The organism is Demequina pilifera (genome assembly GCF_048814985.1).
GTDB lineage: Bacteria > Actinomycetota > Actinomycetes > Actinomycetales > Demequinaceae > Demequina.
Window position 1 is genome coordinate 371,779 of record NZ_JBMDTW010000001.1, and the last position, 22,230, is coordinate 394,008.

At 70.7% G+C, this 22,230-nt stretch carries 21 protein-coding genes and 1 riboswitch; of the genes, 5 read left to right on the plus strand and 16 right to left on the minus strand.

What is annotated here, in order from left to right; translation table 11 throughout:
• Positions 1-38 precede the first annotated feature (38 nt).
• A complete protein-coding gene (locus ACNI14_RS01660) occupies positions 39-1,271 on the plus strand; it encodes a galactokinase (RefSeq protein ID WP_420518188.1) in 1,233 nt (410 codons plus the stop codon).
• Between the two features lie 8 nt (positions 1,272-1,279).
• Here ACNI14_RS01660 and ACNI14_RS01665 read toward each other — a convergent pair whose 3' ends face one another.
• From ACNI14_RS01665 to ACNI14_RS01690, 6 genes are all read right to left on the minus strand, one after another.
• Complete coding sequence (locus ACNI14_RS01665; RefSeq protein ID WP_420518189.1) at positions 1,280-2,080, minus strand: exodeoxyribonuclease III; 801 nt, start codon at positions 2,078-2,080, stop codon at positions 1,280-1,282.
• Positions 2,080-2,994 (minus strand): bifunctional methylenetetrahydrofolate dehydrogenase/methenyltetrahydrofolate cyclohydrolase, encoded by a 915-nt coding sequence (locus ACNI14_RS01670; protein ID WP_420518190.1) that lies wholly within the window; start codon positions 2,992-2,994, stop codon positions 2,080-2,082. The genes ACNI14_RS01665 and ACNI14_RS01670 overlap by 1 nt, the downstream gene beginning before the upstream one ends.
• Positions 2,995-3,011: 17 nt before the next feature.
• Positions 3,012-4,304: a serine hydroxymethyltransferase gene (gene glyA / locus ACNI14_RS01675; protein WP_420518191.1), complete on the minus strand. Its 1,293-nt coding sequence runs from the start codon at positions 4,302-4,304 to the stop codon at positions 3,012-3,014.
• 45 nt (positions 4,305-4,349) lie between these two features.
• Positions 4,350-4,436, minus strand: a riboswitch (ZMP/ZTP riboswitch).
• Positions 4,437-4,472: 36 nt separating this feature from the next.
• Complete coding sequence (locus ACNI14_RS01680; protein ID WP_420518192.1) at positions 4,473-5,516, minus strand: acyltransferase family protein; 1,044 nt, start codon at positions 5,514-5,516, stop codon at positions 4,473-4,475.
• 55 nt (positions 5,517-5,571) lie between these two features.
• Positions 5,572-6,105: a GNAT family N-acetyltransferase gene (locus ACNI14_RS01685; protein ID WP_420518193.1), complete on the minus strand. Its 534-nt coding sequence runs from the start codon at positions 6,103-6,105 to the stop codon at positions 5,572-5,574.
• 54 nt (positions 6,106-6,159) lie between these two features.
• The gene (locus ACNI14_RS01690; RefSeq protein WP_420518194.1) at positions 6,160-8,085 is read right to left on the minus strand and encodes a SpoIID/LytB domain-containing protein; all 1,926 of its coding nucleotides are present in this window, start codon (positions 8,083-8,085) and stop codon (positions 6,160-6,162) included.
• A gap of 176 nt (positions 8,086-8,261) precedes the next feature.
• Here ACNI14_RS01690 and purU point away from each other — a divergent pair, with 176 nt between their 5' ends.
• Entirely contained in the window at positions 8,262-9,116 is an 855-nt protein-coding gene (gene purU, locus ACNI14_RS01695; RefSeq protein WP_420518195.1) for a formyltetrahydrofolate deformylase, read from the plus strand.
• Positions 9,117-9,307: 191 nt separating this feature from the next.
• Positions 9,308-10,327, plus strand: coding sequence for a CAP and S-layer homology domain-containing protein (locus ACNI14_RS01700; protein ID WP_420518196.1), 1,020 nt, complete (start codon positions 9,308-9,310; stop codon positions 10,325-10,327).
• Between the two features lie 54 nt (positions 10,328-10,381).
• Here ACNI14_RS01700 and ACNI14_RS01705 read toward each other — a convergent pair whose 3' ends face one another.
• Genes ACNI14_RS01705 through ACNI14_RS01730 form a run of 6 tightly spaced genes read right to left on the minus strand, consistent with a single transcriptional unit; the run spans position 10,382 to position 16,680 of the window.
• Positions 10,382-11,257 (minus strand): N-acetylglucosamine-6-phosphate deacetylase, encoded by an 876-nt coding sequence (locus ACNI14_RS01705; protein WP_420518197.1) that lies wholly within the window; start codon positions 11,255-11,257, stop codon positions 10,382-10,384.
• A gap of 6 nt (positions 11,258-11,263) precedes the next feature.
• The gene (locus ACNI14_RS01710) at positions 11,264-12,046 is read right to left on the minus strand and encodes a glucosamine-6-phosphate deaminase (protein WP_420518198.1); all 783 of its coding nucleotides are present in this window, start codon (positions 12,044-12,046) and stop codon (positions 11,264-11,266) included.
• Entirely contained in the window at positions 12,039-12,944 is a 906-nt protein-coding gene (locus ACNI14_RS01715; protein WP_420518199.1) for an ROK family protein, read from the minus strand. Before ACNI14_RS01715 ends, ACNI14_RS01710 begins: the two co-directional genes overlap by 8 nt.
• A complete protein-coding gene (gene nagZ, locus ACNI14_RS01720; protein WP_420518200.1) occupies positions 12,941-14,434 on the minus strand; it encodes a beta-N-acetylhexosaminidase in 1,494 nt (497 codons plus the stop codon). The genes ACNI14_RS01715 and nagZ overlap by 4 nt, the downstream gene beginning before the upstream one ends.
• A 4-nt stretch (positions 14,435-14,438) precedes the next feature.
• Positions 14,439-15,428 (minus strand): malate dehydrogenase, encoded by a 990-nt coding sequence (locus ACNI14_RS01725; RefSeq protein WP_420518201.1) that lies wholly within the window; start codon positions 15,426-15,428, stop codon positions 14,439-14,441.
• Between the two features lie 34 nt (positions 15,429-15,462).
• A complete protein-coding gene (locus ACNI14_RS01730; protein ID WP_420518202.1) occupies positions 15,463-16,680 on the minus strand; it encodes an NADP-dependent isocitrate dehydrogenase in 1,218 nt (405 codons plus the stop codon).
• Between the two features lie 192 nt (positions 16,681-16,872).
• Here ACNI14_RS01730 and ACNI14_RS01735 point away from each other — a divergent pair, with 192 nt between their 5' ends.
• Positions 16,873-17,748, plus strand: a complete 876-nt coding sequence (locus ACNI14_RS01735) for an MIP family channel protein (protein WP_420518203.1) — start codon at positions 16,873-16,875, stop codon at positions 17,746-17,748.
• Positions 17,749-17,884: 136 nt separating this feature from the next.
• Here ACNI14_RS01735 and ACNI14_RS01740 read toward each other — a convergent pair whose 3' ends face one another.
• Genes ACNI14_RS01740 through purN form a run of 3 tightly spaced genes read right to left on the minus strand, consistent with a single transcriptional unit; the run spans position 17,885 to position 20,360 of the window.
• On the minus strand, positions 17,885-18,148 hold the full coding sequence (locus ACNI14_RS01740; RefSeq protein ID WP_420518204.1) for a hypothetical protein: 264 nt from the start codon (positions 18,146-18,148) through the stop codon (positions 17,885-17,887).
• Complete coding sequence (gene purH, locus ACNI14_RS01745; RefSeq protein WP_420518205.1) at positions 18,148-19,707, minus strand: bifunctional phosphoribosylaminoimidazolecarboxamide formyltransferase/IMP cyclohydrolase; 1,560 nt, start codon at positions 19,705-19,707, stop codon at positions 18,148-18,150. The genes ACNI14_RS01740 and purH overlap by 1 nt, the downstream gene beginning before the upstream one ends.
• Positions 19,704-20,360, minus strand: a complete 657-nt coding sequence (gene purN / locus ACNI14_RS01750) for a phosphoribosylglycinamide formyltransferase (RefSeq protein ID WP_420518206.1) — start codon at positions 20,358-20,360, stop codon at positions 19,704-19,706. Before purN ends, purH begins: the two co-directional genes overlap by 4 nt.
• 49 nt (positions 20,361-20,409) lie before the next feature.
• Here purN and ACNI14_RS01755 point away from each other — a divergent pair, with 49 nt between their 5' ends.
• Positions 20,410-20,835, plus strand: a complete 426-nt coding sequence (locus tag ACNI14_RS01755; protein WP_420518207.1) for a hypothetical protein — start codon at positions 20,410-20,412, stop codon at positions 20,833-20,835.
• On the opposite strand, the gene ACNI14_RS01760 is transcribed toward ACNI14_RS01755, so the two are convergent.
• Entirely contained in the window at positions 20,822-22,048 is a 1,227-nt protein-coding gene (locus ACNI14_RS01760; RefSeq protein WP_420518208.1) for a cell division protein PerM, read from the minus strand. The two genes, ACNI14_RS01755 and ACNI14_RS01760, sit on opposite strands and share 14 nt — an antisense overlap.
• Positions 22,049-22,230 lie beyond the last annotated feature (182 nt).

Sequence of the window (22,230 nt, forward strand, 5' to 3'; positions counted from 1 at the left end):
CGAGCGATGCATGCATCTCGCCCTGGCACAATGGCGGCATGGGGAGCGTGCAAACCTCGGCGGTGCCGCCGCGGTGGGTGGAACCGTGGACCCGCGGCCAGGGCGACGCACGGGCGCGCGCCCTGCTCGCGCGCGTGTGGGATGGGGAGCCCGACGGCGTGTGGTCGGCCCCTGGACGCGTGACGATCATCGGCGAGCACACGGACTACAACGGCGGGATGACGCTGCCCACGGTGACCCCCCACCGCACCTACGTGGCGGCCCGGCTGCGCGACGACGATCGCGTGCGGATCGTGTCCGAGGGCGCGGGGAGGTTCGACGGCCCGGGCGACATCTGGGAAGGCACGCTCGACGGCATCGACCCCGAGACCGCGAAGGGATGGCCCGCCTACGTGGCGGGGGTCATGTGGGCGCTTCGCGAACGCGGCTTCGACGGTGCGGGCCTCGACATCGCGATCTGCTCGTGCGTCCCGTCCGACGCGGGGCTGGCGTCCTCCGGAGCCCTGTCGTGCGCCACGGCCCGTGCGATCAATGCGCTGTGGGGCCTCGCGCTCGACTCGGACCAGTCGCAGTGGGAGCTCGCCGAGGCGTGCGTCCACGCCGAAGAGGCCATCGCGGGCGTCCCTGCGGGCGGCCTCGACCAGCACACCCAGCTGCGGTGCCGCGAGGGCGAGGCGATCGAGCTGGATTTCTCTCATGCGCCGCCCCGCGTGCTCCGTCGCCCGCTGTACTTCCCCGAATACGGCCTGGCGTTGCTGGTGATCGCCCTCCGATCATCGCACCAGGGCCGCGCCGCCGGGCTCGCGAATCGCGTCGACGAGTGCCGAGCCGCGGCCCGCGCTTTGGGAGTGGCCCGCCTGGGCGATCTCGCGGGGGCGCCGGGTGCGTGCGGTCGCGTGGGCGCACTCGAGGACGCCACCCTCAGGCGCCGTGCGCGCCACGTCCTCAGCGAGATCGACCGGGTCCACGACGTGATGGCCGAACTGGCCAACACCGGGCCGGCGCACGAGCGGTTCGTGCACGTCGGCGAGCAGCTGTTCCGCTCGCACGCGTCCCTCGAGATGGATTTCGAGGTGTCGACGCCGGAACAGAACCTGGCGGTCGACACGGCGTACCGCACAGGCGCGCTCGGCGCGCGGCTCATCGGCGCGGGGTTCGGCGGCTGCGCCCTGGCGTTCATTCGGCGCACGCAGGCGGACTCGATGGCCCAACGGATCGACCATGAGTTCATCGACGCGGGGCGCGAGCGACCGCAGTTCCTGCTGCTGTAGGGGCCCGCTTAGAGCGTGTAGTCGACCACCAGCGGTGCGTGGTCGGTCCAGCGCGCGTCCCACGACGACTGCCGGTCCACCCGCGCATCGGCCGCAGTGCTCGCGAGCGCAGGTGAGGCGAACTGATAGTCGATCCGCCAGCCCGCGTCATTGTCGAATGCCTTGCCGCGCATCGACCACCACGTGTACGGACCCTCGCGGTCGCCCGCCAGGGTGCGGTGGACGTCCACCCATCCGGCATCGACCCAGCGGTCCAGGTAGGCCCGCTCCTCCGGCAGGAAGCCCGCCGACTTGAGGTTGCCCTTCCAGTTCTTGATGTCGCGCTCGGTGTGGGCGATGTTGATGTCGCCCATCACGACCACGTGGTCGTACTGCTCGCGAAGCTCCGCCATGCGTGCGGTCGAGGCGTCGAGCATCGCGTACTTGTCGTCCATCGAGGGTGTGCCGGCGGTGCCGGAGTGCTGGTACGTCGACACCACTCGCACGGGCCCGGCGGGAGACTCGATGGTCGCCTCGATCCACCGACCCGTGTGAACCGGCTCGCCCATCGCCCCGCCCAGCGCGTCGACGCCCGCGACCACATCAGTGGGTGCGGTGCGGGACACGATGGCCACACCGGCCCGGCCCTTGATCTCGCACGGCTGCTCGACCACGTGCCAGCCGTCGCCCACGAGCGAGGCCGTGATGTCGAGTGGCGCGCGCACCTCTTGCAGGCCCACCACATCCGGGGCACTCTCGGCGAGCCAGTCGCCCATGCCCTTGCGAGCGGCGGCGCGCACGCCGTTGACGTTCACGGACACGATGCGCATCAGTGGGACTCCAGTTCTCTCTCTGCGGTCTCGACCACGTTCGCGAGCAGCATGGCGCGCGTCATGGGACCCACCCCTCCGGGGTTGGGCGAGAACCACGACGACCTCTCGATCGCCTGGGGTGAGATGTCGCCCGCGACCTTGGACTTGCCGGTCTCCGGATCCGTGATCCGCGAGACGCCCACGTCGATGAGCACGGCGCCGTCCTTGACCATGTCCCCGCCGATGATGCCGGGCACGCCGGCTGCGGCCACGATCACGTCCGCCTTGCGGGTGTGCGAGGCCAGGTCGGCGGTGCCGGTGTGGCACAGCGTGACCGTCGCATTCACGGCCTTGCGCGTGAGCAGCAGGCCGATGCTCCGGCCCACGGTCGTGCCGCGGCCCACCACGACCACGTCCTTGCCGTGAAGGGACACCCCGTGACGCTCGATCAGCTCGATGATGCCCTTGGGGGTGCACGGCAGCGGCGACTCGATCTCGCCGGCCACGCGCAGCACCAGGCGGCCAAGGTTGGTGGGGTGGAGCCCGTCCGCGTCCTTGGCCGGGTCGACCACCTCGAGCACCCTGTTCGCGTCGATCCCGTCGGGCAGCGGCAGCTGGACGATGAATCCCGTGCACGCAGGGTCGGCGTTCAGCCGTGCCACCGCGGCCTCGATCTCGCCCTGCGTGGCAGTCGCGGGCAGGTCCTCGCGGATCGAGGAGATCCCCACCTCGGCGCAGTCCGCGTGCTTGCCGTTGACGTACCAGGTCGAGCCCGGGTCGTCACCGACGAGCAGCGTGCCGAGACCGGGCGTGACGCCCCGTTCGGCGAGCGCCGCGACCCGCTCGGTCAGCTCGGCCTTGATGGTCGCGGCGGTCGCCTTGCCGTCGAGTCGCTGCGCCGCGGTGTTCGATGACGCGGTGTTCGATGCCATGTCCTCGGGCGCCGCCACTACTGCTGAAGCCCGTCGTACAGCGGGAAGTCGTCGGCCAGCTTCTTCACACGCGCGCGCAGTGCGTCCACGTCGGCCCCTCCCTTGAGCGCGGTCGCGATGACGTCCGCGACCGTGGTGAACTCCTCGGCGCCGAATCCGCGCGAGGCGAGCGCGGAGGTGCCGATGCGCAGCCCCGAGGTGACCATCGGAGGACGCGGGTCGAACGGCACCGCGTTGCGGTTCACCGTGATGCCGACCTCGTGCAGCAGGTCCTCCGCCTGCTGGCCGTCGAGGGGCGAGTTCCGCAGGTCGGCGAGCACCAAGTGGACGTCCGTGCCGCCGGTGACGACGGAGACGCCGGCCTGGGCCGCATCGGCCGCCGTGAGGCGCTCGGCGACGATGCGCGCGCCCTCGAGCACGCGCTCCTGGCGCTCCTTGAACTCGGGAGCCGCCGCCGCCTTCAGCGCGACCGCCTTCGCGGCGATGACGTGCATGAGGGGGCCGCCCTGCTGGCCGGGGAACACCGCGGAGTTGAGCTTCTTCGCGTATTCGGTGTCGCGCGACAGGATCATGCCGGAGCGCGGGCCGCCCAAGGTCTTGTGAATCGTGGTCGACACCACGTCGGAGTGCGGAACCGGCGACGGGTGGACGCCCGCGGCGACGAGTCCCGCGAAGTGCGCCATGTCCGTCCACAGCTTGGCGCCCACCTCGTCGGCGATGGCCCGGAAGGCCTCGAAGTCGATGTGGCGCGGGTAGGCCGACCAGCCCGCGATGATGACGTCCGGCCGCTCGGCGATGGCCTGCGCGCGCACCTGGTCCATGTCGAGTCGGTGAGTCGTCTCGTCCACGCCGTAGGCCGCGACCTGGTAGAGCTTGCCGGAGAAGTTGAGCTTCATCCCGTGCGTGAGGTGACCGCCGTGCGCGAGGGACAGCCCCATGATCTTGTCGCCCGGGTTGATCAGCGCGTGGAGCACGGCCGCGTTCGCGGTGGCGCCGGAGTGCGGCTGAACGTTCGCGAACTCCGCGCCGAACAGGGACTTCGCCCGGTCGCGCGCGATGTTCTCCGCGACGTCCACCTCTTCGCAGCCGCCGTAGTAGCGACGTCCCGGGTAGCCCTCCGCGTACTTGTTGGTCAGCACCGATCCCTGCGCCTGCAGCACGGAGCGCGGCACGAAGTTCTCGGAGGCGATCATCTCGAGATAGGTCTGCTGACGCCCGAGCTCGCGGTCGAGGACCTGGGCGATCTCGGGGTCGAAGTCCTGCAGGGTCGCGTTCATGACCGCTGCGGTGGCGCTGGAGTCGGTGCTCATCGGTGTCCTTGTCTGTGGCGGCACGCTGGCCGCCGGTAGTCCGGTGACCTTGGCCCAGGCGGACGACCAACAGTCGAAAGATTCGGTGCCGCTCCCCCGTGGTGTCCCACTTCGCCAGTCGCGACGGTGGTCAGTCTAGCAACGCGCGCGGGTGACAGGCGAGCCGTCTCACGCGCTCCGGCGGGGCCTCCACCACCGGGAGTCCATGAGCGGACGCGTCGCCTGCACGACCGGCCTGAGGGACACGACCCAGGCGAACAGCAGCGATCCCGAGGCGATCACCACCAGCCATGCCCACTCGGGGATCACCGCGCTGTAGACGCCGTCACGCATGGGATAGAGCGCGAACGGGTGAAGCAGATAGACCACCAGCGAGGCGGTGCCGATGCGCGCGAGGCGGGGCAGGCTCCACCCGGTCAGCGATACGAGTGCGAGCGTCAGCACCATGCCACCGGCCAGCACTCCCGCGCGGACGGCGAGGCCCTCACCCAGCCCCTGGTCGAGAGACGCGTAGCCATCGTCCAGGTAGAAGACGCCCAGCCGCACGTTCGATTCGGTCAGCACGGCGAATGCCATCGCCGCCACGAACAGGCCGATCGCCACGACACGCACGCGAGCGGTCCTCAGGCGGGCGAACCATTCGTCTCGCCACGCCAGGCCCAAGGCGAAGAACGGCAGGAATCCCAACGTACGGCCCAGCGAGAACTCGGGCCCCACGAACGCCACGCCGCCCGCGGCCAGCGACACGGCAAGGCTCACGGGCACCAGGTACGGGACCCGCACGAGCCACGGCGCGGCGAGCCGCCACACGAAGAGCGACAACAGGTACCACGTCGTCCACGCCGGGATGGGCGACCCGGGAAGGTCGAGCTCGCCCGCCATGACGGACCGTGCGGCGATGTGGAACACCTGGAAGATCGCGAAGGGCATGAGGAGGCGGCCGGCGATGCGCCCCGCCGACCATGTCGAGGACATGCGCGTGAGGTAGCCCGACAGGAACACGAAGGCGGGCATGTGGAACATGAACAGCCACTGCGTGATGGCCTCGGCCGGGCGGTCCTCGAGCGGCCCGATCGCGTGGCTGAACACGACGAAGACGATGAGCAGCCCGATCGCGGTGTCGAGAGAGCGATCGCGGTTGCCGCCGATCGCAGAATCGTCGCCAGCCGCGCCCGTCGGCCCGTGGTTGCGCGCGATCGAGGGGGAGGTCACCGTTCCAGTGTGCGCTTCGCGCCTCTCAGACGGCGCTCAGGAGCGGGACGAGCGCTCAGTTGTCCCCGCGCACCGCGTTGTCGTCGAGCTCGTCGGAGACCACCGCTCCGGCCTCGAGCACCTTCTTCAGGTACGCGTACGTGAGATCGCCGGCGACCTGGTCGAACTGGTGCTCGTAGCCCGCCTTGTTGTACAGCGCGATGTTGTGCTTGGAGTTCTGACCGGTGAAGACCCAGACCTCCTTGGTGGTGTCCGGCAGGTGTCCGAGCACCGCGAACAGCAGCTGGGTGCCGATTCCCTGGCCCTGCAGGTCGGGCACCACGGCGAGGCGTCCCATGGTCGCCTTGTCGCCTTCGAGACCCACCCGGATGGAGCCGATCAGGCGGTGGCCCTGCCACGCGCCCAGCGTCACCACGTCCTCGGACTCGAGGTCGACCTGCAGCTCCTCGATGGTCTGCGTGAGGGCCGGGATGTTGGGGTCGTCGTACAGCTGCGCCTCCGTCACGAAGGCCGCGCGCCGCACCGTCAGGAGCTCCCCCACGTGCTCGACTCCGATGACGTCAATGCGCACTCCGTCTGACTCAGCCATGGGTCAATCGTGGCATGCTCCGCGCCGCACGGCGCACCCGACTCGCAATCACGCTCAGTACTTCGCGGTGAAGGACCAGATCCACGGCGACTTGCCTCCCACGACCCTGCTGCGGATGGTCTCGGGGCCGGTGATCGACTTGGTCTGGCCCGTGGATGAGGTGGCGGTCACCTTGGTCGCGGCCGCCATCGACGAGTCCGACGTGCGGGACGTCACCTTGATCGACACCACGTTGCTGAGACCGAAGATGCTGGCGGCCTGCGACTGCGTGAGGGAGCGCGTCCACGCCCTGTTGGGATTGCGGGACTCGAGCGACCACGGGTCGTCGACGGCGCGCAGGTAGCTGAGCTGGGCGGTCCAGATGTCCTCCGAGTTCTCGGTGCGTCCGCCCGAGGAGGAGAAGTAGTACGTCTGCGCGATCGCGCTGCCGGACTTCACGACCCTGCCGTCCCTGCCTCCCGACGAGGTAGTCGCGTCCACCGCGCTCACCCAGCGCTTTCCGTAGTAGGCGTCGGTCCCCTCGTTCTCCTTGCGCCAGCCCGTGAAGTGCTGGCTGCGGGTGTCGTCATAGAGGTGGCACACGCAATTCTCGCTGTAGGTCTGCATGTTTCGCAGCGCGTAGCCACGCGCCACGATCGCCTGCGCCTTGAGAGCCTCCGGGTTCCACGATGACGGCATCTCCGCGATGCCGTACAGGTACTCGGAGTTCAGCTCGGTCCAGTTGGACACGATGAGCCGCGGGTACGTCTCGGAGGGGATGCGAATGACCATGCGGCCGTGACGGTAGTCGCCGTGCGAGGCCCTGTCGCCGTTGGTCTTCAGCAGCTGGACGTACGGGTCCTCGCTGGACGCCGACTGGTAGAAGCCGGTGCCCTCCCAGTGGAACTGGAGCTGGCGCGTGGCGCGCTGTCGCGTGCCGTCTGCGCGCTGGACGACGATCTCGTTGTCGCCGTTGGGACGGACGTCGCGGATGATCGTGAGCTTCTCATCCTTCTTGCCGGTCCACGTGGTGTGCTCGCCGGCGTCGCCCTCGTCGTAGAACATCAGGCGCCACTGGCCGCCCGTCGTCGCGCTCGACCCGGGTGAGCGCACCACCATGACCACGCGGTCCCTGCTGTCCGAGCCGGACCCGAAGATCTCGGTCTTGATCTCCTTGTCGGAGTTGACCGAGGAGACGGAGGTGCCTCGGTAGTAGTGCTTGAGGATGTCATCCGCGCTGTAGCCGTCGACGGCCATGCCCTGAGCCCCGTACTGCGACATGCCCACGCCGTGGCCGAATCCCGCGCCCTTGACCGTGAAGGACTTGGGAATGTTCGCGGGCACCACGACCGGGGGGCTTCCCTCGAGACGGTAGAAGAAGGCCGCCGTCGCCTCGCGCGTGACGCCGTCGAACGGGCGGAACGTCCCATCGCTCCAACCCGTGGAGATCCCGGTCTTGTCGAGCCACACGATCGCGTCGTAGAACTCGGTGTTGGTGGGAGTGATGTCCACGAATGGAGACGACGAGGGCAGCGTGACCGAGGGCTCGTCCTTGTAGCGGTACAGGAAGGCGGCCATGGCGTCGCGGGTGATGGTGTCGAAGGGCCGGAACTCCGTGCCCCCGTTCACCTTCCAGCCCTTGGTGATGCCCTGCTGGGACAGCCACACGATCTCCTCGTAGAAGTCCGTGTTGGTGGGCGTGATGTCCGTGAACGGCGAATCCGCTGGCAGATTGACGGTCGGCGAACCGTCGAGCCGGTACAGGAACGCGGCGAAAGCGTCGCGCGTCACCTCGGACCGGGGCCGGAACGTGCCGTCGGAGTACCCGGTGGTGATCTCCTGCTGGGCCAGCCAGGTGATCTCCTCGAGGAAGGCGTGCGAATCGGGCACGTCCGTGAACCGCGCGGGCGCCGCGGCGGCCGCCATGGCGGGAACCAGCATGACGGCGACGACTGCTGCCGCGACAGCGCGGCGGAGTCGACGGGGTGTGGGTGAGGTCACGGATACCACCTTGCACAACGCGCGTTCAGGGGACTCCCCTCAGACGAGGCGCCCACCGAAACAGTTCCCGTCCACGCGGGATTGCGTGACAGATGTGACCAGTGTGACACGTGAACTGGAAAGCGCAAGAGACCTGCTGCACGGGCCGATGCGCCCCGATCAGTAGTCTGGGGCCCATGGAATCCACGGATACGCGCTACGTACTGAGCCTCTCCTGCCCCGACGGCCCAGGCATCGTCCACGCCGTGTCCGGCATGCTGGCCGAGCATGGGGGCAACATCACCGAGTCGCAGCAGTTCGGGGATCCCGACACCGGGCTGTTCTTCATGCGCGTCGAGGTCTCGAGCCCCGTCGAGCGCGGCACGCTCACGGACGCCGTCGCCGCCCTCGCGGACCAGTTCGGCATGACCTGGAAGCTCGATGTCGCCGGCCGCCGGATGCGCACGCTGCTGCTGGTCTCGAAGTCGGAGCACTGCGCGAACGATCTGCTGTTCCGCGAGCGCGCGGGCACCCTGCCCGTCGACATCGTGGGCCTCGCGGGCAACCACACCACGCTCGCCGAGCTCGCCGCGTTCTACGGCAAGCCCTTCCACCACATCCCCGTGACCGCGCAGACCAAGCCCGAGGCCGAGCAGCGCATGCTCGCACTCATCGACGAGCTCGATGTCGAGCTGGTCGTGCTCGCCCGCTACATGCAGATCCTCTCGCCGGCGCTGTCGGAGCAGCTGCACGGCCGCGCGATCAACATCCACCACTCGTTCCTCCCCAGCTTCAAGGGAGCACGTCCCTACTTCCAGGCGCACGATCGCGGCGTCAAGCTCATCGGAGCCACCGCGCACTACGTGACCGCCGACCTCGACGAGGGCCCGATCATCGAGCAGGAGGTCGACCGGGTGGACCACACTCACACGCCTGAGACCCTCACCGCCGTGGGCGCCGACGTGGAGCGCCGGGCGCTCGCGCGCGCCGTGCGCTGGCACGCCGAGCACCGGGTCCTGCTCGACGGGCACCGCACCATCGTCTTCAACTAGCCCGCCTCCGGCATCCCATCTACCAGCAACCTTCCCTCAAGGGCGGGTCGCTGCCGGCCGTCCCCAGCGCCATACGGCAGGATGCGGCATTCCTCACACTGAGTTGACCGGCGTTCGTCGCGATCCGCAGACTCTCGGAACAGGAGCCCCTCAGGGGCACACGGACCGAGCAGCAAGGGATGGCGACCAGCGTGAACACGACACAGCTCCGACGGCGAGGACTCACCGCCACCGCGATCGTCCTCGCATTCGCTCTGTCCGGGGTGACCGCGCCCGCAGCGCAGGCCGCCACCGACCCCACCGACGTCATCCTCGAGGTCACCAACGACTACCGGGCCGATGCTGGCGAGGCTGCGCTGTCGCGCGCCGGGCTCATCGACAACGTGGCGCAGCGGTGGGCGGAGCGGCTGCGGTCCGACCGCAAGCTGTCCCACAACCCCTCGTACTCGTCGCAGATGCCGGCGACCGGGCGCTGGGCGGCCGGCGAGAACGTCGCGCTCGCCTGCGGCCAGGGCGGACCGAAGCAGGCCGCCGAGACCATGATGCGCGGCTGGTTCAAGTCGGACGGTCACCGCAGGAACATGGAGAACTCCCGCTTCACGCACATCGGGATCGGCTTCGCCTACAACGCCAGCACCGACTGCGGGTACGGCGTCCAGAACTTCGGCGGCTACGCCCAGAACTTCTTCGACGTGCCGCGCACGCACCACTTCTACGACGAGATCGAGTGGCTCGCCGCCGAACGCATCACCACGGGCTTCGCAAGCGGCGAGTTCCGTCCCCGCGACGACGTCTCCCGCGAGGCGTTCGCGGCGTTCCTCTACCGCCTCGCCGGCAGCCCGAGCGTCTCCCTTCCCTCGCGCTCGCCCTTCAAGGACGTCTCGACCAGCGCTCCGTTCTACAAGGAGATCGTGTGGCTGTCCCGTGAGGGGATCACCACGGGCTGGTCGGACGGCACGTTCCGGCCGCGAGCGGACATCTCCCGCGAGGCCATCGCCGCGTTCCTCTACCGGTTCGAGGGCGAGCCGACCGTGCGCTCCACGACGGCCACCTCGTTCGCCGACATCAACAAGAACTCGGCGTTCCTCAAGGAGATCAGCTGGCTCGCGGAGTCGGGAATCACGACCGGTTACACGGACGGCACGTTCCGTCCACTGGCCCCCGTGACCCGCGAGGCGACCGCGGCCTTCCTCGAGCGCGCGGCGGGATAGCCCCCGCCGGCCAGCTCTGGGCGGGCTCCGCAGTCCGGTTCAGCCCAAGCCGGTTCAGCCCAAGCCGATCGCCGCACGCGCCGTGGCGCCTGCAGCGGCCTCGGCCTCATCCCGCGGCACGCCCGCCGCGACGCACACTTCGATGGCGCGCCGCAGGGTGAGCGTCGAGCCGGCCAGCGTCTGCGTGCCGGCGATGACGGCGCGGCCGTCGCGCACCTCGACGTCGCGGGATCCCAGACGATAGCGACCGTCCGCCGCGGCGGCCGCCGCCATCGCATCCGTCACGAGCACCACCCGCCCGGGTGCCGCACGGAAGAGCGCGGCCACCAACGACGGGTCGACGTGGGTGCCGTCGGCGATCACCTCGATAGCCACGCGGTCGTCGGCAAGCGCGGCGCCCACGGGACCGATCTCCCGGGCGGATATCCCGTGCATGGCGTTGAACGCGTGGGTCACGAGCGTGGCCCCCCGGTCGAACGCCTCGGTCACGACGCGCGCGCCGGCATCCGTGTGGCCGATCGCCACCGTCACGCCGGCGGCCACCAGGGTGTCGATGGCGTCGAGGGCGCCGGGGAGCTCGGGAGCGAGCGTGATCTGGCGGAGCGCACCGCCGGTCGCATCCAGCAGTCGCGCCACCGCATCCCCTGTCGGCGCGGCGAGGCTGTCTGCGTCGTGGGCTCCTTTGCGCGACGGCGCGAGGAACGGCCCCTCGAGGTGAAGCCCTAAGATCCCCGGATCCTGCTCCATGGCCCGGCGCACCACGTCGATCTGGCGATCCGCCTCCGCCAGCGGCAGGGAGACCAGCGACGCCACCACCGCGTGCGTCCCGGCCTCCCGGTGCGCCGCCGCCGCGGCGAGGGTGCCCTCGACCGTGTCGCCGAAGGGGTGCCCCCCTCCGCCGTGGCAGTGAATGTCGGTGAGAACGCTCATGGCCGGCTAGATGCCCTGCCAGTCGGGCTTGTGCCGCTGAGCCCAGCGGTAGTAGTCGAGATGAGCGAGCGACGAGGCGGCCGGCTCGTCGAGCACCACCGTCACGTGCGCGTGGAGCTGGATCGCGGAGCCTGGCATCGACGCGGTGACCGGCCCCTCGAGCGCCGCCGCCACCGCATCGGCCTTGCCCTCGCCGAAGGCGAGCAGCACCAGGTGCCCGGCGCGCAGGATGGTGCCCAGACCTTGGGTGACGCAGTGCATCGGCACGTCCTCGAGAGAGTCGAAGAACCGCGCGTTGTCGCGGCGGGTGCGTTCCGTCAGGGTCTTGACGCGAGTGAGCGAAGCGAAGGACGACCCCGGCTCGTTGAACCCCAGGTGCCCCGTGGAGCCGATGCCGAGAAACTGCAGGTCGACGCCCCCGTGCGCCACGAGTTCCGCCTCGTAGCGCTCGCCCGCCGTCTCGATGCCCTCGACACGACCATCGGGAACGTGCACCCGGGTGCGGTCGAGGCCCAGCGGCGCGGTGACCTGGCGGGTGACCTCCTCGGCATACGACCCCGGGTGGCCCTCCGGCAATCCGACGTACTCGTCGAGAGCGAAGGCGGACACCTGAGAGAAGTCCGAGTCGCGCGCCGCGTGCTCCGCGAGCGCCGCGTAGACCGGCAGCGGCGTCGATCCCGTCGCGACGCCCAGCGCGAAGTCCGGCCGCTCTCGGACGGCCGCGACGACGTGGTCGGCGACCACGCGCGCGCCCGCCTCGGCGGACTCGAAAATCAGTACCTCAGCCACGGATCTCCTCCACATGTGCGGCGCCGATCGCCGCGATCGGCTCACCATGGGGCGCGAGCACGATCCGCGCTCCCATGTCGAGCGACGCCAGGAACGGCGACGCCGCCTCCCAGCCACGAATCACGCTACAGGCCCCGTCGACCAGTTCATGCTGCAGTCCAGTGAGCCCGCCCCCGAGCATGACGCGATCCACGTCGAGCGTCAGCACCAGCACGCGCACCGCGGTCGCGACGCCGGTCATCAGCCCCGCGCGGATCCGCTGTGCGCTCTCATCCCCGGCCCGTGCCGCGCTGAGCACCTCCACGGCGCCCTCGCCGTCGCGTCCCCATTGCAGGGCGATGCCGCTGCCCGAGGCGTACGTCTCGAGTCCTCCCGGCAGTCCATCCGCGCCGACGGGGCCGGCCGGATCGATCGAGATGTACCCGATCTCGCCCGCGGCTCCCCTGCCACCGCGCCACAGGCGCCCGTCGAGGATCAGCCCCGCCGCCAACCCGGTGCCCACGTTCAGGTACGCGATCGAGGCGCCCTGCTCGCGCTGCAGGTGCCACGCGCCGAGCGCCGCGACGTTCACGTCGTTCTCGACAACCACCGGGACGCCCCAGCGGTCGCGGAGCACGTCGGCCAATGCGAGGCGCTCGACGCCGAGGTTGAGCGCGTGCTCGACCACCCCGCCCCGCACCGCGCCGGGGATGCCGATGCCCACGCCGGCAGCATCGGCGACCCTCACCCCGGCATCGGCGGTCACCGCGTCCACCGCGGCGCACGCCGAGGCGATCACGCCGTCCGCTCCGCGCTCCACGGGACGGCGGTGGCGGGCGAGCAGCGCGTCACCGTCGCCCAGCACCACCGCGTCGATCTTGGTGCCACCGATGTCGAGGCCGATGCGCGGGGCGCTCACGCGAAGACCTCCGCCAGCGCCTCGCCCACGAGCCTGGACGCCCCGAACGTGGCCACGTCCGCGTAGGGCTCGTCGAGATCCGGCCACCCCATGTCGACCACGACCGGGTCGAGCGGGCGCAGCGCATCGATGACCTGCTGCGCCCACGGGTGGCGATGATTGTTCTTGCCCACCACCACGACCAAGGCGCCGTGGGGCACGGCATCGAGGGCGATGCCCCCGTCGGGGCCCACCATGACGTCCGCCGTCACTCCCGCGGCGAAGACGCCCCACGGGGAGTCGCCGACCGCGATGTTCGCCGCCGACTCGAGGCGGATCCAGTGCACCGGCGTTCGCTCCGCCCGTCGCGACTCGATGCGTGCGGCCGCACTCTCGGACACGTGGAAGGCCCGGCCGACCGTGGCGCGGTCGAGAACCGGACCGTCGCTTGAGCCGGCGGGGCCGCCCGTGGCGGCCCTCGCATCGGCCGCCTGTGCGGTGAGCGAAACGGCCAGGGCGCTGATGCGGTTGCTGGCATCCTCGACGCGCTCGGCGGTGAGGTCGCCGGCGGCGACCGCGACGTCGATGGTGCGGACGATGTCCTCGATCTGGTCGTCGGTGTTGGCGGTGCCGAGGCACAGCAGGTCGCAGCCCGCCCCGAGCGCTCGCACCGCCGCGGCCGGGATGCCGATCTCCCCGGAGGCGCCCACCATGTCGAGGGCATCGGTGACGATCACTCCATCGAAGCCCATCTCGCCGCGCAGCACGCCCGTGAGGATGTGTCGCGAGAAGGTCGCCGGGCTGTCGGGGTCGAGAGCGGGCACCAGGATGTGCGACGTCATGATCGTCTGCACGCCAGCGTCGATCGCGGCGGCGAAGGGTGCGAGCTCGCGCGCTCGCAGGGTGTCCAGGGTGGCGTCGACACTCGGCAGCGACACGTGCGAATCCTTGCTGGTGTCACCGTGGCCGGGGAAGTGCTTGGCGCACGCCGCGACCCCCGCCTCCTGCAGGCCGCGGGTCCACGCCGCCCCGTGGCGGCTCACGAGTGAAGCCTCGGCCCCGAACGAGCGCACCCCGATGACGGGGTTGCGGACGTTCGAGTTGATGTCGACGTCGGGAGCGAGATTCAGGGTGACGCCGGCTGCCAGCAGTTCCCGACCCACCTGCTCGCCCACGCGGTGCGTGAGCGCCTCGTCGTCCAGGCGCCCCAGCACGGCGTTGCCAGGAAAGGGGGATCCCGTTCGCTGATGAAGCCGCGACACGTCGCCACCCTCTTCGTCCACCGAGATCACCGCGCGCGGATTGGCGGCACGGATCGCCGAGGTCAGCGCCCGCAGCTGCTCCGGGGACTCGACGTTGGTGGCGAACAGGCAGACGCCGGCCATCCCGTCGCGGAGGCGGCGCTCGACCCACGCGGGCAGCGCCGTCCCCTCGAACCCAGGCATCAGCGTCGCAAGTGCGTGCGACCCCTCGCCACCCGTCCCACCGGGCCGGAAGTCTTGGGTGAGCATCGGACTAGAGCAGACCGAGCTCCCGCACGGTGTCCCGCTCCTCCGCGAGCTCCGCAACGGAGGCGTCGACCTTCTCGCGGGCGCCGGGCGCGATGTCCAGGCCCTGCACGATCTCCCACGCGCCGTCCTTGGACACCGCCGGGAATGAGGACACGAGGCCCTCGGGAACGCCGTACGACCCGTCCGAGGGCAGCGCCACCGACGTCCAGTCGCCCTCGGGCGTGCCGTTCACCCAGTCGTGCACGTGCTCGATCGCGGCGTTCGCGGCCGAGGCGGCGGACGATGCGCCACGCGCCTCGATGATCGCCGCGCCGCGCTTGGCGACGGTCGGCACGAACTCGTCGGCCACCCACGCGTCATCGCTCACGACCTCGGTGGCCGGACGGCCGCCGATCGTCGCGTGCGCGATGTCCGGGTACTGCTTGGCGGAGTGGTTGCCCCAGATCGCGACCTTGCGGATCTCGCTCACGGGCATGCCGGTCTTGGCCGCCAGCTGCGCGAGGGCGCGGTTGTGGTCGAGCCTCATCATCGCGTTGAAGCGATCGGCAGGCACGTCAGGGGCGTGCGCCGAGGCGATGAGCGCATTCGTGTTCGCGGGGTTGCCCACCACGAGCACGCGCACGTCGTCCGCCGCGCCGGCGTTGATCGCCTTGCCCTGCGGGCCGAAGATGCCGCCGTTCGCCGCGAGCAGGTCGCCCCGCTCCATGCCCGGCCCGCGAGGCCGCGCGCCCACCAGGAGCCCCACGTTGACGCCGTCGAACGCCGCGGTGGGGTCGTCGAAGATGTTCACGCCCGCGAGCAGCGGGAAGGCGCAGTCGTCGAGCTCCATCGCGGTGCCCTCGGCCGCCTTCATCCCCTGCGGGATCTCGAGCAGGTTCAACTTCACGGGGACGTCCGCGCCGAGCAGCTGGCCGGAGGCGATGCGGAACAGCAGGGCATAGCCGATCTGGCCGGCGGCGCCGGTGACGGTGACGGTGACAGGTGCGGTGCTCACTTCGGTGTGACTCCTTGAGAGGGGGGTGCGGCGCCTACTTGAGGCGGGCCGCGAGGTTCTGGTCGAGGGTCGCGAGGAACTCCTCGGTGGTCTGCCATCCCTGGTCGGGGCCGACCAGCGCGGCGAGGTCCTTGGTCATCGCGCCGGACTCGACCGACTTGACGATGACGTCCTCGAGGGTCTCGGCGAAGCCGGTGACCTCGGGGGTGCCGTCGAGCTTGCCGCGGTGCCTCAGGCCCCCGGTCCACGCGAAGATCGACGCGATCGGGTTCGTCGAGGTGGGCTTGCCCTCCTGGTGCTGGCGGAAGTGGCGGGTCACGGTGCCGTGCGCGGCCTCGGCCTCCACGGTCTTGCCGTCCGGCGTCATCAGCACGGAGGTCATCAGGCCCAGCGAGCCGAAGCCCTGCGCGACCGTGTCGGACTGCACGTCGCCGTCGTAGTTCTTGCACGCCCAGACGTAGCCGCCCTCCCACTTCATCGCGGCGGCCACCATGTCGTCGATCAGGCGGTGCTCGTACGTGAGCCCGGCGGCGTCGAAGTCGGCCTTGAACTCGCGCTCGAACACGTCCTGGAAGATGTCCTTGAACGCGCCGTCGTACTGCTTGAGGATCGTGTTCTTGGTGGACATGTACACCGGGTAGTTGCGCTGCAGGCCGTATGCGAACGAGGCGCGCGCGAAGTCCTCGATGGACTTGTTGAAGTTGTACATGCCCATGAGCACGCCGCCGCCTTCGGGCATCTTCACGATCTGGTGCTCGATGGGCTCCGAGCCGTCGTCCGGCGTGAAGGTGATCATCGCGGTGCCGGCGCCGGGCACCTTGAAGTTGGTCGCCTTGTACTGGTCGCCGTGCGCGTGACGGCCGATGATGATCGGCTTGGTCCAGCCGGGAACGAGCCGCGGGATGTTGGAGATGATGATCGGCTCGCGGAACACGACGCCGCCCAGGATGTTGCGGATGGTGCCGTTGGGGCTGACCCACATCTTCTTGAGGCCGAACTCCTCGACGCGCGCCTCGTCGGGCGTGATGGTCGCGCACTTGACGCCCACGCCGTACTTCTTGATCGCGTTGGCCGCGTCAATCGTGATCTGGTCGTCGGTCGCGTCGCGCGACTCGATCCCCAGGTCGTAGTACTCAAGATCGACGTCGAGGTAGGGGTGGATCAGGCGGTCCTTGATGAACTGCCAGATGATCCGCGTCATCTCGTCGCCATCGAGTTCGACGACCTTGCCTTCGACCTTGATCTTCGTCATGCGCATGCCTCACGAGTTCTGGGGAGTGGGATTGATGGTTTCCAGGCTAGTGCATGGGGTCCGGGGCCCCGCCCCGGTCGGCGACGACCCCGCCGGGTGCGGGACCTGCGGCACGTCGGTGGGCCCGCACGCGGCGCTCATGCCAGGATGCGCATGGACCCACCAGTCACGCCCCATCGATGGAGGAACGACATGACAGAACCCAACGCCCAGTCGGGCAGCCCCGATCCGGCGGCCGATGCGGCAGCCGAGCCGGTCGACAGCCAGTTCGAGCAGGAGCTCGAGGACGACGCCTGGCTGGCGGAGGACGCGGCGGGGCCGAGCCTCGTGACCCGCATGCTCGCCGAGACCGCCGGAACGTTCATCCTGGTCTTCTTGGGGCTGGGCGCCGCGCTGTTCTTCGCGACGGGGAACAACGGCACGCTCACCATCGCGTTCAGCTTCGCGATCGGCGTGGTCATCGCGGCCCTCGTGTTCGGCGGGGTCTCGGGAGCGCACATCAACCCCGCGGTCACGGTCGCCATGTGGCTGAGCGGCCGGTTCCCGGGCCGCGACGTGGTCTCGTACATCATCGCCCAGATCGTCGGCGGCATCGCGGCCGGCGCAGTCCTGGTAGCGATCAGCTCGTCTCATCCCGAGATCGTCAGCGGTCGCGAGTTCATGAACTCGGCCGCCAACGGCTACGGCGAGAACTCGCCCGTGGGGTTCGGCCTCGTCGCGGGACTGGTCGTGGAGGTCATCCTCGCCGCGCTGCTCGTGGCCGTCGTGCTCGCGGTCACGTCCGTGTACTCCCGCGCCGGGGCGGCCGCTGCTCCGTTCGCCATCGGCCTGACGTTCGGCCTGCTCGTGATGTTCGCGATCCCCTTCACGAACGGCGCGCTGAACCCCGCTCGCTCCACCGGGGCCGCGCTGTTCGCCGACGCCTGGGCGCTCCAGCAGCTCTGGGTGTTCTGGGTCGCGCCCCTCGTGGGGGCCGCGATCGCCGGCCTGCTGTTCCGCGCCTTCGGCCCCGAGGAGGACCTCATCATCGTCGAGACGGTGGAGGAGATCCACGTCATCGAGGACTGACCGCGCCGGCAAGGAGGGGCCCGGTCGCTCGCTGGATCATTCCACGGTCTGGATCACTACACAGTGCGGCCGGGCCCGCTTCATGCGGCCGATGCGGGTGCGAGGCGAGCGGTGCGCTCGCCTTCCTGCGTGGGGCCTACCCCAGCGGCGTGGTGAGCCCCAGGAACCCGAGCGCTACCGCGAACGCCACCAGCACCACGACGTCGACGTACCGCCGCCGCACGGAGAACGAGCGGCCCGCGCGCAGCGTGAGGCGCGTGACCGCCCCCACGAGCGCGAGCCCGGCGAGCATGAGCACACCCGCCCTGACGTCGATCAGCGCACCCACGGTCACGACGGCCACCGCCGCGGCGAGCGCGATGAGGGCCGTGCGGCTGGAGGCGAGCGGTGTGCGCGGCATCAGTGAAAGAAGTGCCGCGTGCCCGTGTGATACAGCGTGATGCCGGCCTCATGGGCCGCGTCGATGACCTCGCCGTCGCGCACCGAGCCGCCGGGCGAGACCACCGCCTTGACCCCCGCATCGGCCAATACCTGGAGGCCGTCCGCGAAGGGGAAGAACGCGTCGGACGCCGCGACCGAGCCGCGCGCGCGCTCGGCCCCCGCGCGCTCGACGGCGAGCCGGCACGAGTCGACGCGGTTGACCTGTCCCATGCCGATGCCGACCGCGGCGCCGTCGGAGGCCAGCAGGATCGCGTTCGACTTGACCGAGCGGCACGCGATCCACGCGAATTCGAGGTCGGCGAGCGTCGCCTCGTCCGCTGCCTCGCCGGCCACCAGTCGCCACGCGCCCGCGGGGTCCCCCGGGGCCTGGAACCGGTCCGCGGTCTGCACCAGCAGGCCGCCGCCGATGCGGCGCCACTCCTGATCGAGGCCGCTGTACTCGACCTCGAGCACCCGTACGTTCTTCTTGGACTGCAGCACCTCGAGCGCGCCATCCTCGTATGCGGGCGCGGCCACCACCTCGGTGAACACCTGCGAGATCTGCTCGGCCGCCGCGACCGAGATGGGTCGGTTGGAGGCGATCACGCCGCCGAAGGCCGAGACCGGGTCGGTCGCATGAGCCCGCGCGTGAGCCTGGGCGATGTCCTCGCCCACCGCGATGCCGCACGGGTTGGCGTGCTTGATGATCGCGACCGCGGGCCGGTCCTGGTCCTCGGCGGCGCGCAAGGCGGCATCCGCGTCGACGTAGTTGTTGTACGACATCTCCTTGCCGTGCAGCTGGCGCGCGTTCGCCAGCCCCCGCCCCGCGGCGCTCCGGTCGGCGTAGAGCGCGGCCGGCTGGTGGGGGTTCTCGCCGTAGCGCAGCGTGCTGAGGCGCTCGAACGATGCGGCGGTCCAGACGGGCAGGTCGGCCTGCTCGTCGCCCACGACCTCGGTGGTCATCCAGGATGCGACGTGGATGTCGTAGTCCGCGGTGTGGCGAAAGGCGGCCGCCGCGAGCGCTTGGCGTTCGGGCAGAGTGAAGCCGCCCGCACGCACGGAGGCGAGCGCGGACTCGTAGCCGGCCGGGTCCACGATGACCGCGACGGACGGGTGGTTCTTGGCGGCAGCGCGCACCATCGACGGCCCGCCGATGTCGATCTGCTCGATCGTGGCGTCCTGGCTCGCTCCCGAGGCGACGGTCTCCGCAAAGGGATAGAGGTTCACCGCGACCAGGTCGAAGGGCGCGATGTCCAGCTCCTCGAGCTGCGCCCGGTGCGCCTCGAGTCGGCGGTCGGCGAGGATGCCTGCGTGCACCCGCGGGTGAAGGGTCTTGACGCGCCCGTCGAGGCACTCGGGGAAGCCCGTGAGGTCCTCGACCCGCGTCACCGCGACACCCGCATCCGCGATCCGCGTGGCGGTGGATCCGGTGGAGACGATCTCGACCCCCGCATCGGCCAGCCCGCGGGCGAATTCCTCGATCCCCGTCTTGTCATACACCGAGATCAGTGCCCGTCGTACCGCCTGCCGGTCGCTCATGCGTCGTCCTCCGTGTTGAGATTCTTCGCGGTGTCGCCCACCGTCACCCGTCGGCCGTCCACCGACCATCCCTCGCGCACCATGCGCCCCACGGTGGCGGCGACGAGGCTGCGCTCGACGGTCTTGATGCGTTCGTGGAGGCTCGACTCGGTGTCATCATCCCAGACCTCGACCGCCGCCTGCGCGACGATCGGGCCGGTGTCGACGCCCTCGTCGACCAGCATCACGGTGCAGCCCGTGACCTTCGCGCCGCCGGCGAGCGCGTCGCGCACCCCGTGAGCGCCCGGATACGCCGGCAGCAGCGCGGGATGGGTGTTGACGATCCGGCCACCGAAGCGGGTCAGGCTCGGTGCGCCGATCAGCCGCATGAACCCGGCGAGCACCACCAGGTCCGGCTCGTGGCGCTCCACCTCCTCCGCCAGCGCGCGGTCCCATGCCTCGCGGTCCGAGAAATCGGACAGGGCGACCACCGACGTGGGCACCGCGTGCTCGCGCGCGATCTCCAGCCCGGCGGCGTCCGCGCGGTCCGAGATCACGGCCACCACGGACGCCCCGTAGCCGGGGTCTCGCTGCGCCTCGAGAACGGCGCGCATGGTCGATCCCGCCCCGGAGATGAGCACCACCAGTCGCGCGGGAGCGGTCGAGTTTGTCACGGGCCGAGCCTATCGGCATGCTTGGGGCACACCTATCAGGAGGACCGCCGTGGCCGAGGACCAGACCCGCGAGAGCCGACTGCCCCCCGGGGCACGGCGGGACAGCGGGATCTTCATGGCGCTGCTCGCCGCCACCGTGCTGCTCTACATGGCGTCGATCCCGATCGCGTTCGGCGTGATCGCCACCGGTCCCGCGGCCGCGATCTTCGGTCTCCGCGCGCTGTACCGCTCGCGCTCCACGCCCGAGGTCGTCACCTTCCGATGGGCGATGATCGCGGGAGTGCTCCTCTGCGGCTTCGCGGCCTTCATGGGGCTGGCGCTCGTCCTGTTCCGGGAGCCGGTGCAGGAACGTCAGGACTGCATGGCGCGCGCCATCACTCAGGCGGCGGAGAGCGCGTGCCAGCGTGAGTACGAGGAGGGCGTCGAACGGATCGTCCAGGACACCTTCGACCGCGCGGGCGTCACACGGCCGTAGTCGCCTCTTCGCGCGCCGGCTGCCGCGTGCCCGTGCGCCGTTCTCGCAGCGCCGCGGACACCCGCAGCATGAGCGCGCCCGCCCCCAGACCCGCGAGAGTGAGCGCCACGACGGCCGCCGTGGCGACCAGCAGATCGGGTCCGACCGCCGCGAGCCGTCCCGGCCCCGCCGCACCGCTCGCCGCACCGAACGCGACCAGGACCGCCGCGCACACGATGCCGGCCGCGACCGCATCGGCCGCCGCGTCCTGTCTCCATGTCAGCGCCGGCCGGCGCACCGCCAGGCGCGCGACCACCGCCGCGAGCGCGAGCAGCACCGGCGCCCACACGAGCAGCCCGCCCGATGCCGAGGGCAGCGCGCCGAGCACCGGGAACGTGGGCAGCGCGTCCGCGCTGATGGCGCCCGGGGAGTACACGGTGCCGAGCCCCACTGCGAAGCCCGGGCCCGCCAGCCATGCGACCATCCACACGATCAGAGTGGGCACGTACGCGAGCTGAGCGATGGCGAGCACCACCGCGCTCACCAGGTCCAGGTCGAGGGCCGTGGCGGCGTCGCCGATCGCGTGCCGGCCCACCACCGCCCAGGCCGCGCCGGCCGTGGCGGCCAGCGTGGCCATCGCGAACGTCGCCCCCGCGCCCCGGCGCACGCCCGCCCTCGCCCACGCGGGCACCCGGGTGAGCCACCCGAGCTGGACGCCGTGCGCCCTCGAGATGCCCACCGCGACTCCCACCGCCGCCACCCCGACGGCGACGGCGGTGGCGGCCACCACGTGGGCGCGCTGATCAGGGTCGCCGACCACGGAGGCGACTGCTCCCACTCCCCCGGCGTACGTCACGACCGCGAGCGCCCAGCTTCCCCAGGTGCGGGCCGCGAACCGCCGCGCGAGCGCGGCCAGGATCGCCCCGAACAGGAAGGTCACGCCCAGGGGCACCAGCCCCACGACCGCGCCCCCCACGTGAGCAGGCACACCGTGGCCGAGCAGCCACAGACCGGTCGCCACGGACGTGGCACCGCTCCAGTCCGCGCCGCCCACGCCGTCCTGCGGAGTCGAGGCGGCCACCGCGAGGCTGGGGGCGAGCAGCGCGAGGTACGACAGCGCGAGCCCCTGCAGGCCGGTGAGGATTCCGCCCAGCCACGCGGGCGCCGCGCGCACCGCCGCGACCGCGCGGCGCGCGAGGGCGCGCAGGTCCATGGCGAGGGATCGGGTCGACATGACTCCATGGTCCCCGGCGCGTGCGGTAATCCTCGGAGCGGCTCGCGGGCGCGGGGCCCCTGCTGCCTCAGCGCTGAGCGCCGGCCGTTCGTGACGCTCGTGGCCCGATGGCGCGCCAAGGCAGAGAGTGGAGAACGGAGCGTGGAGACGCCGACGGCCCGGGTCACCATCGCGCGGATGGC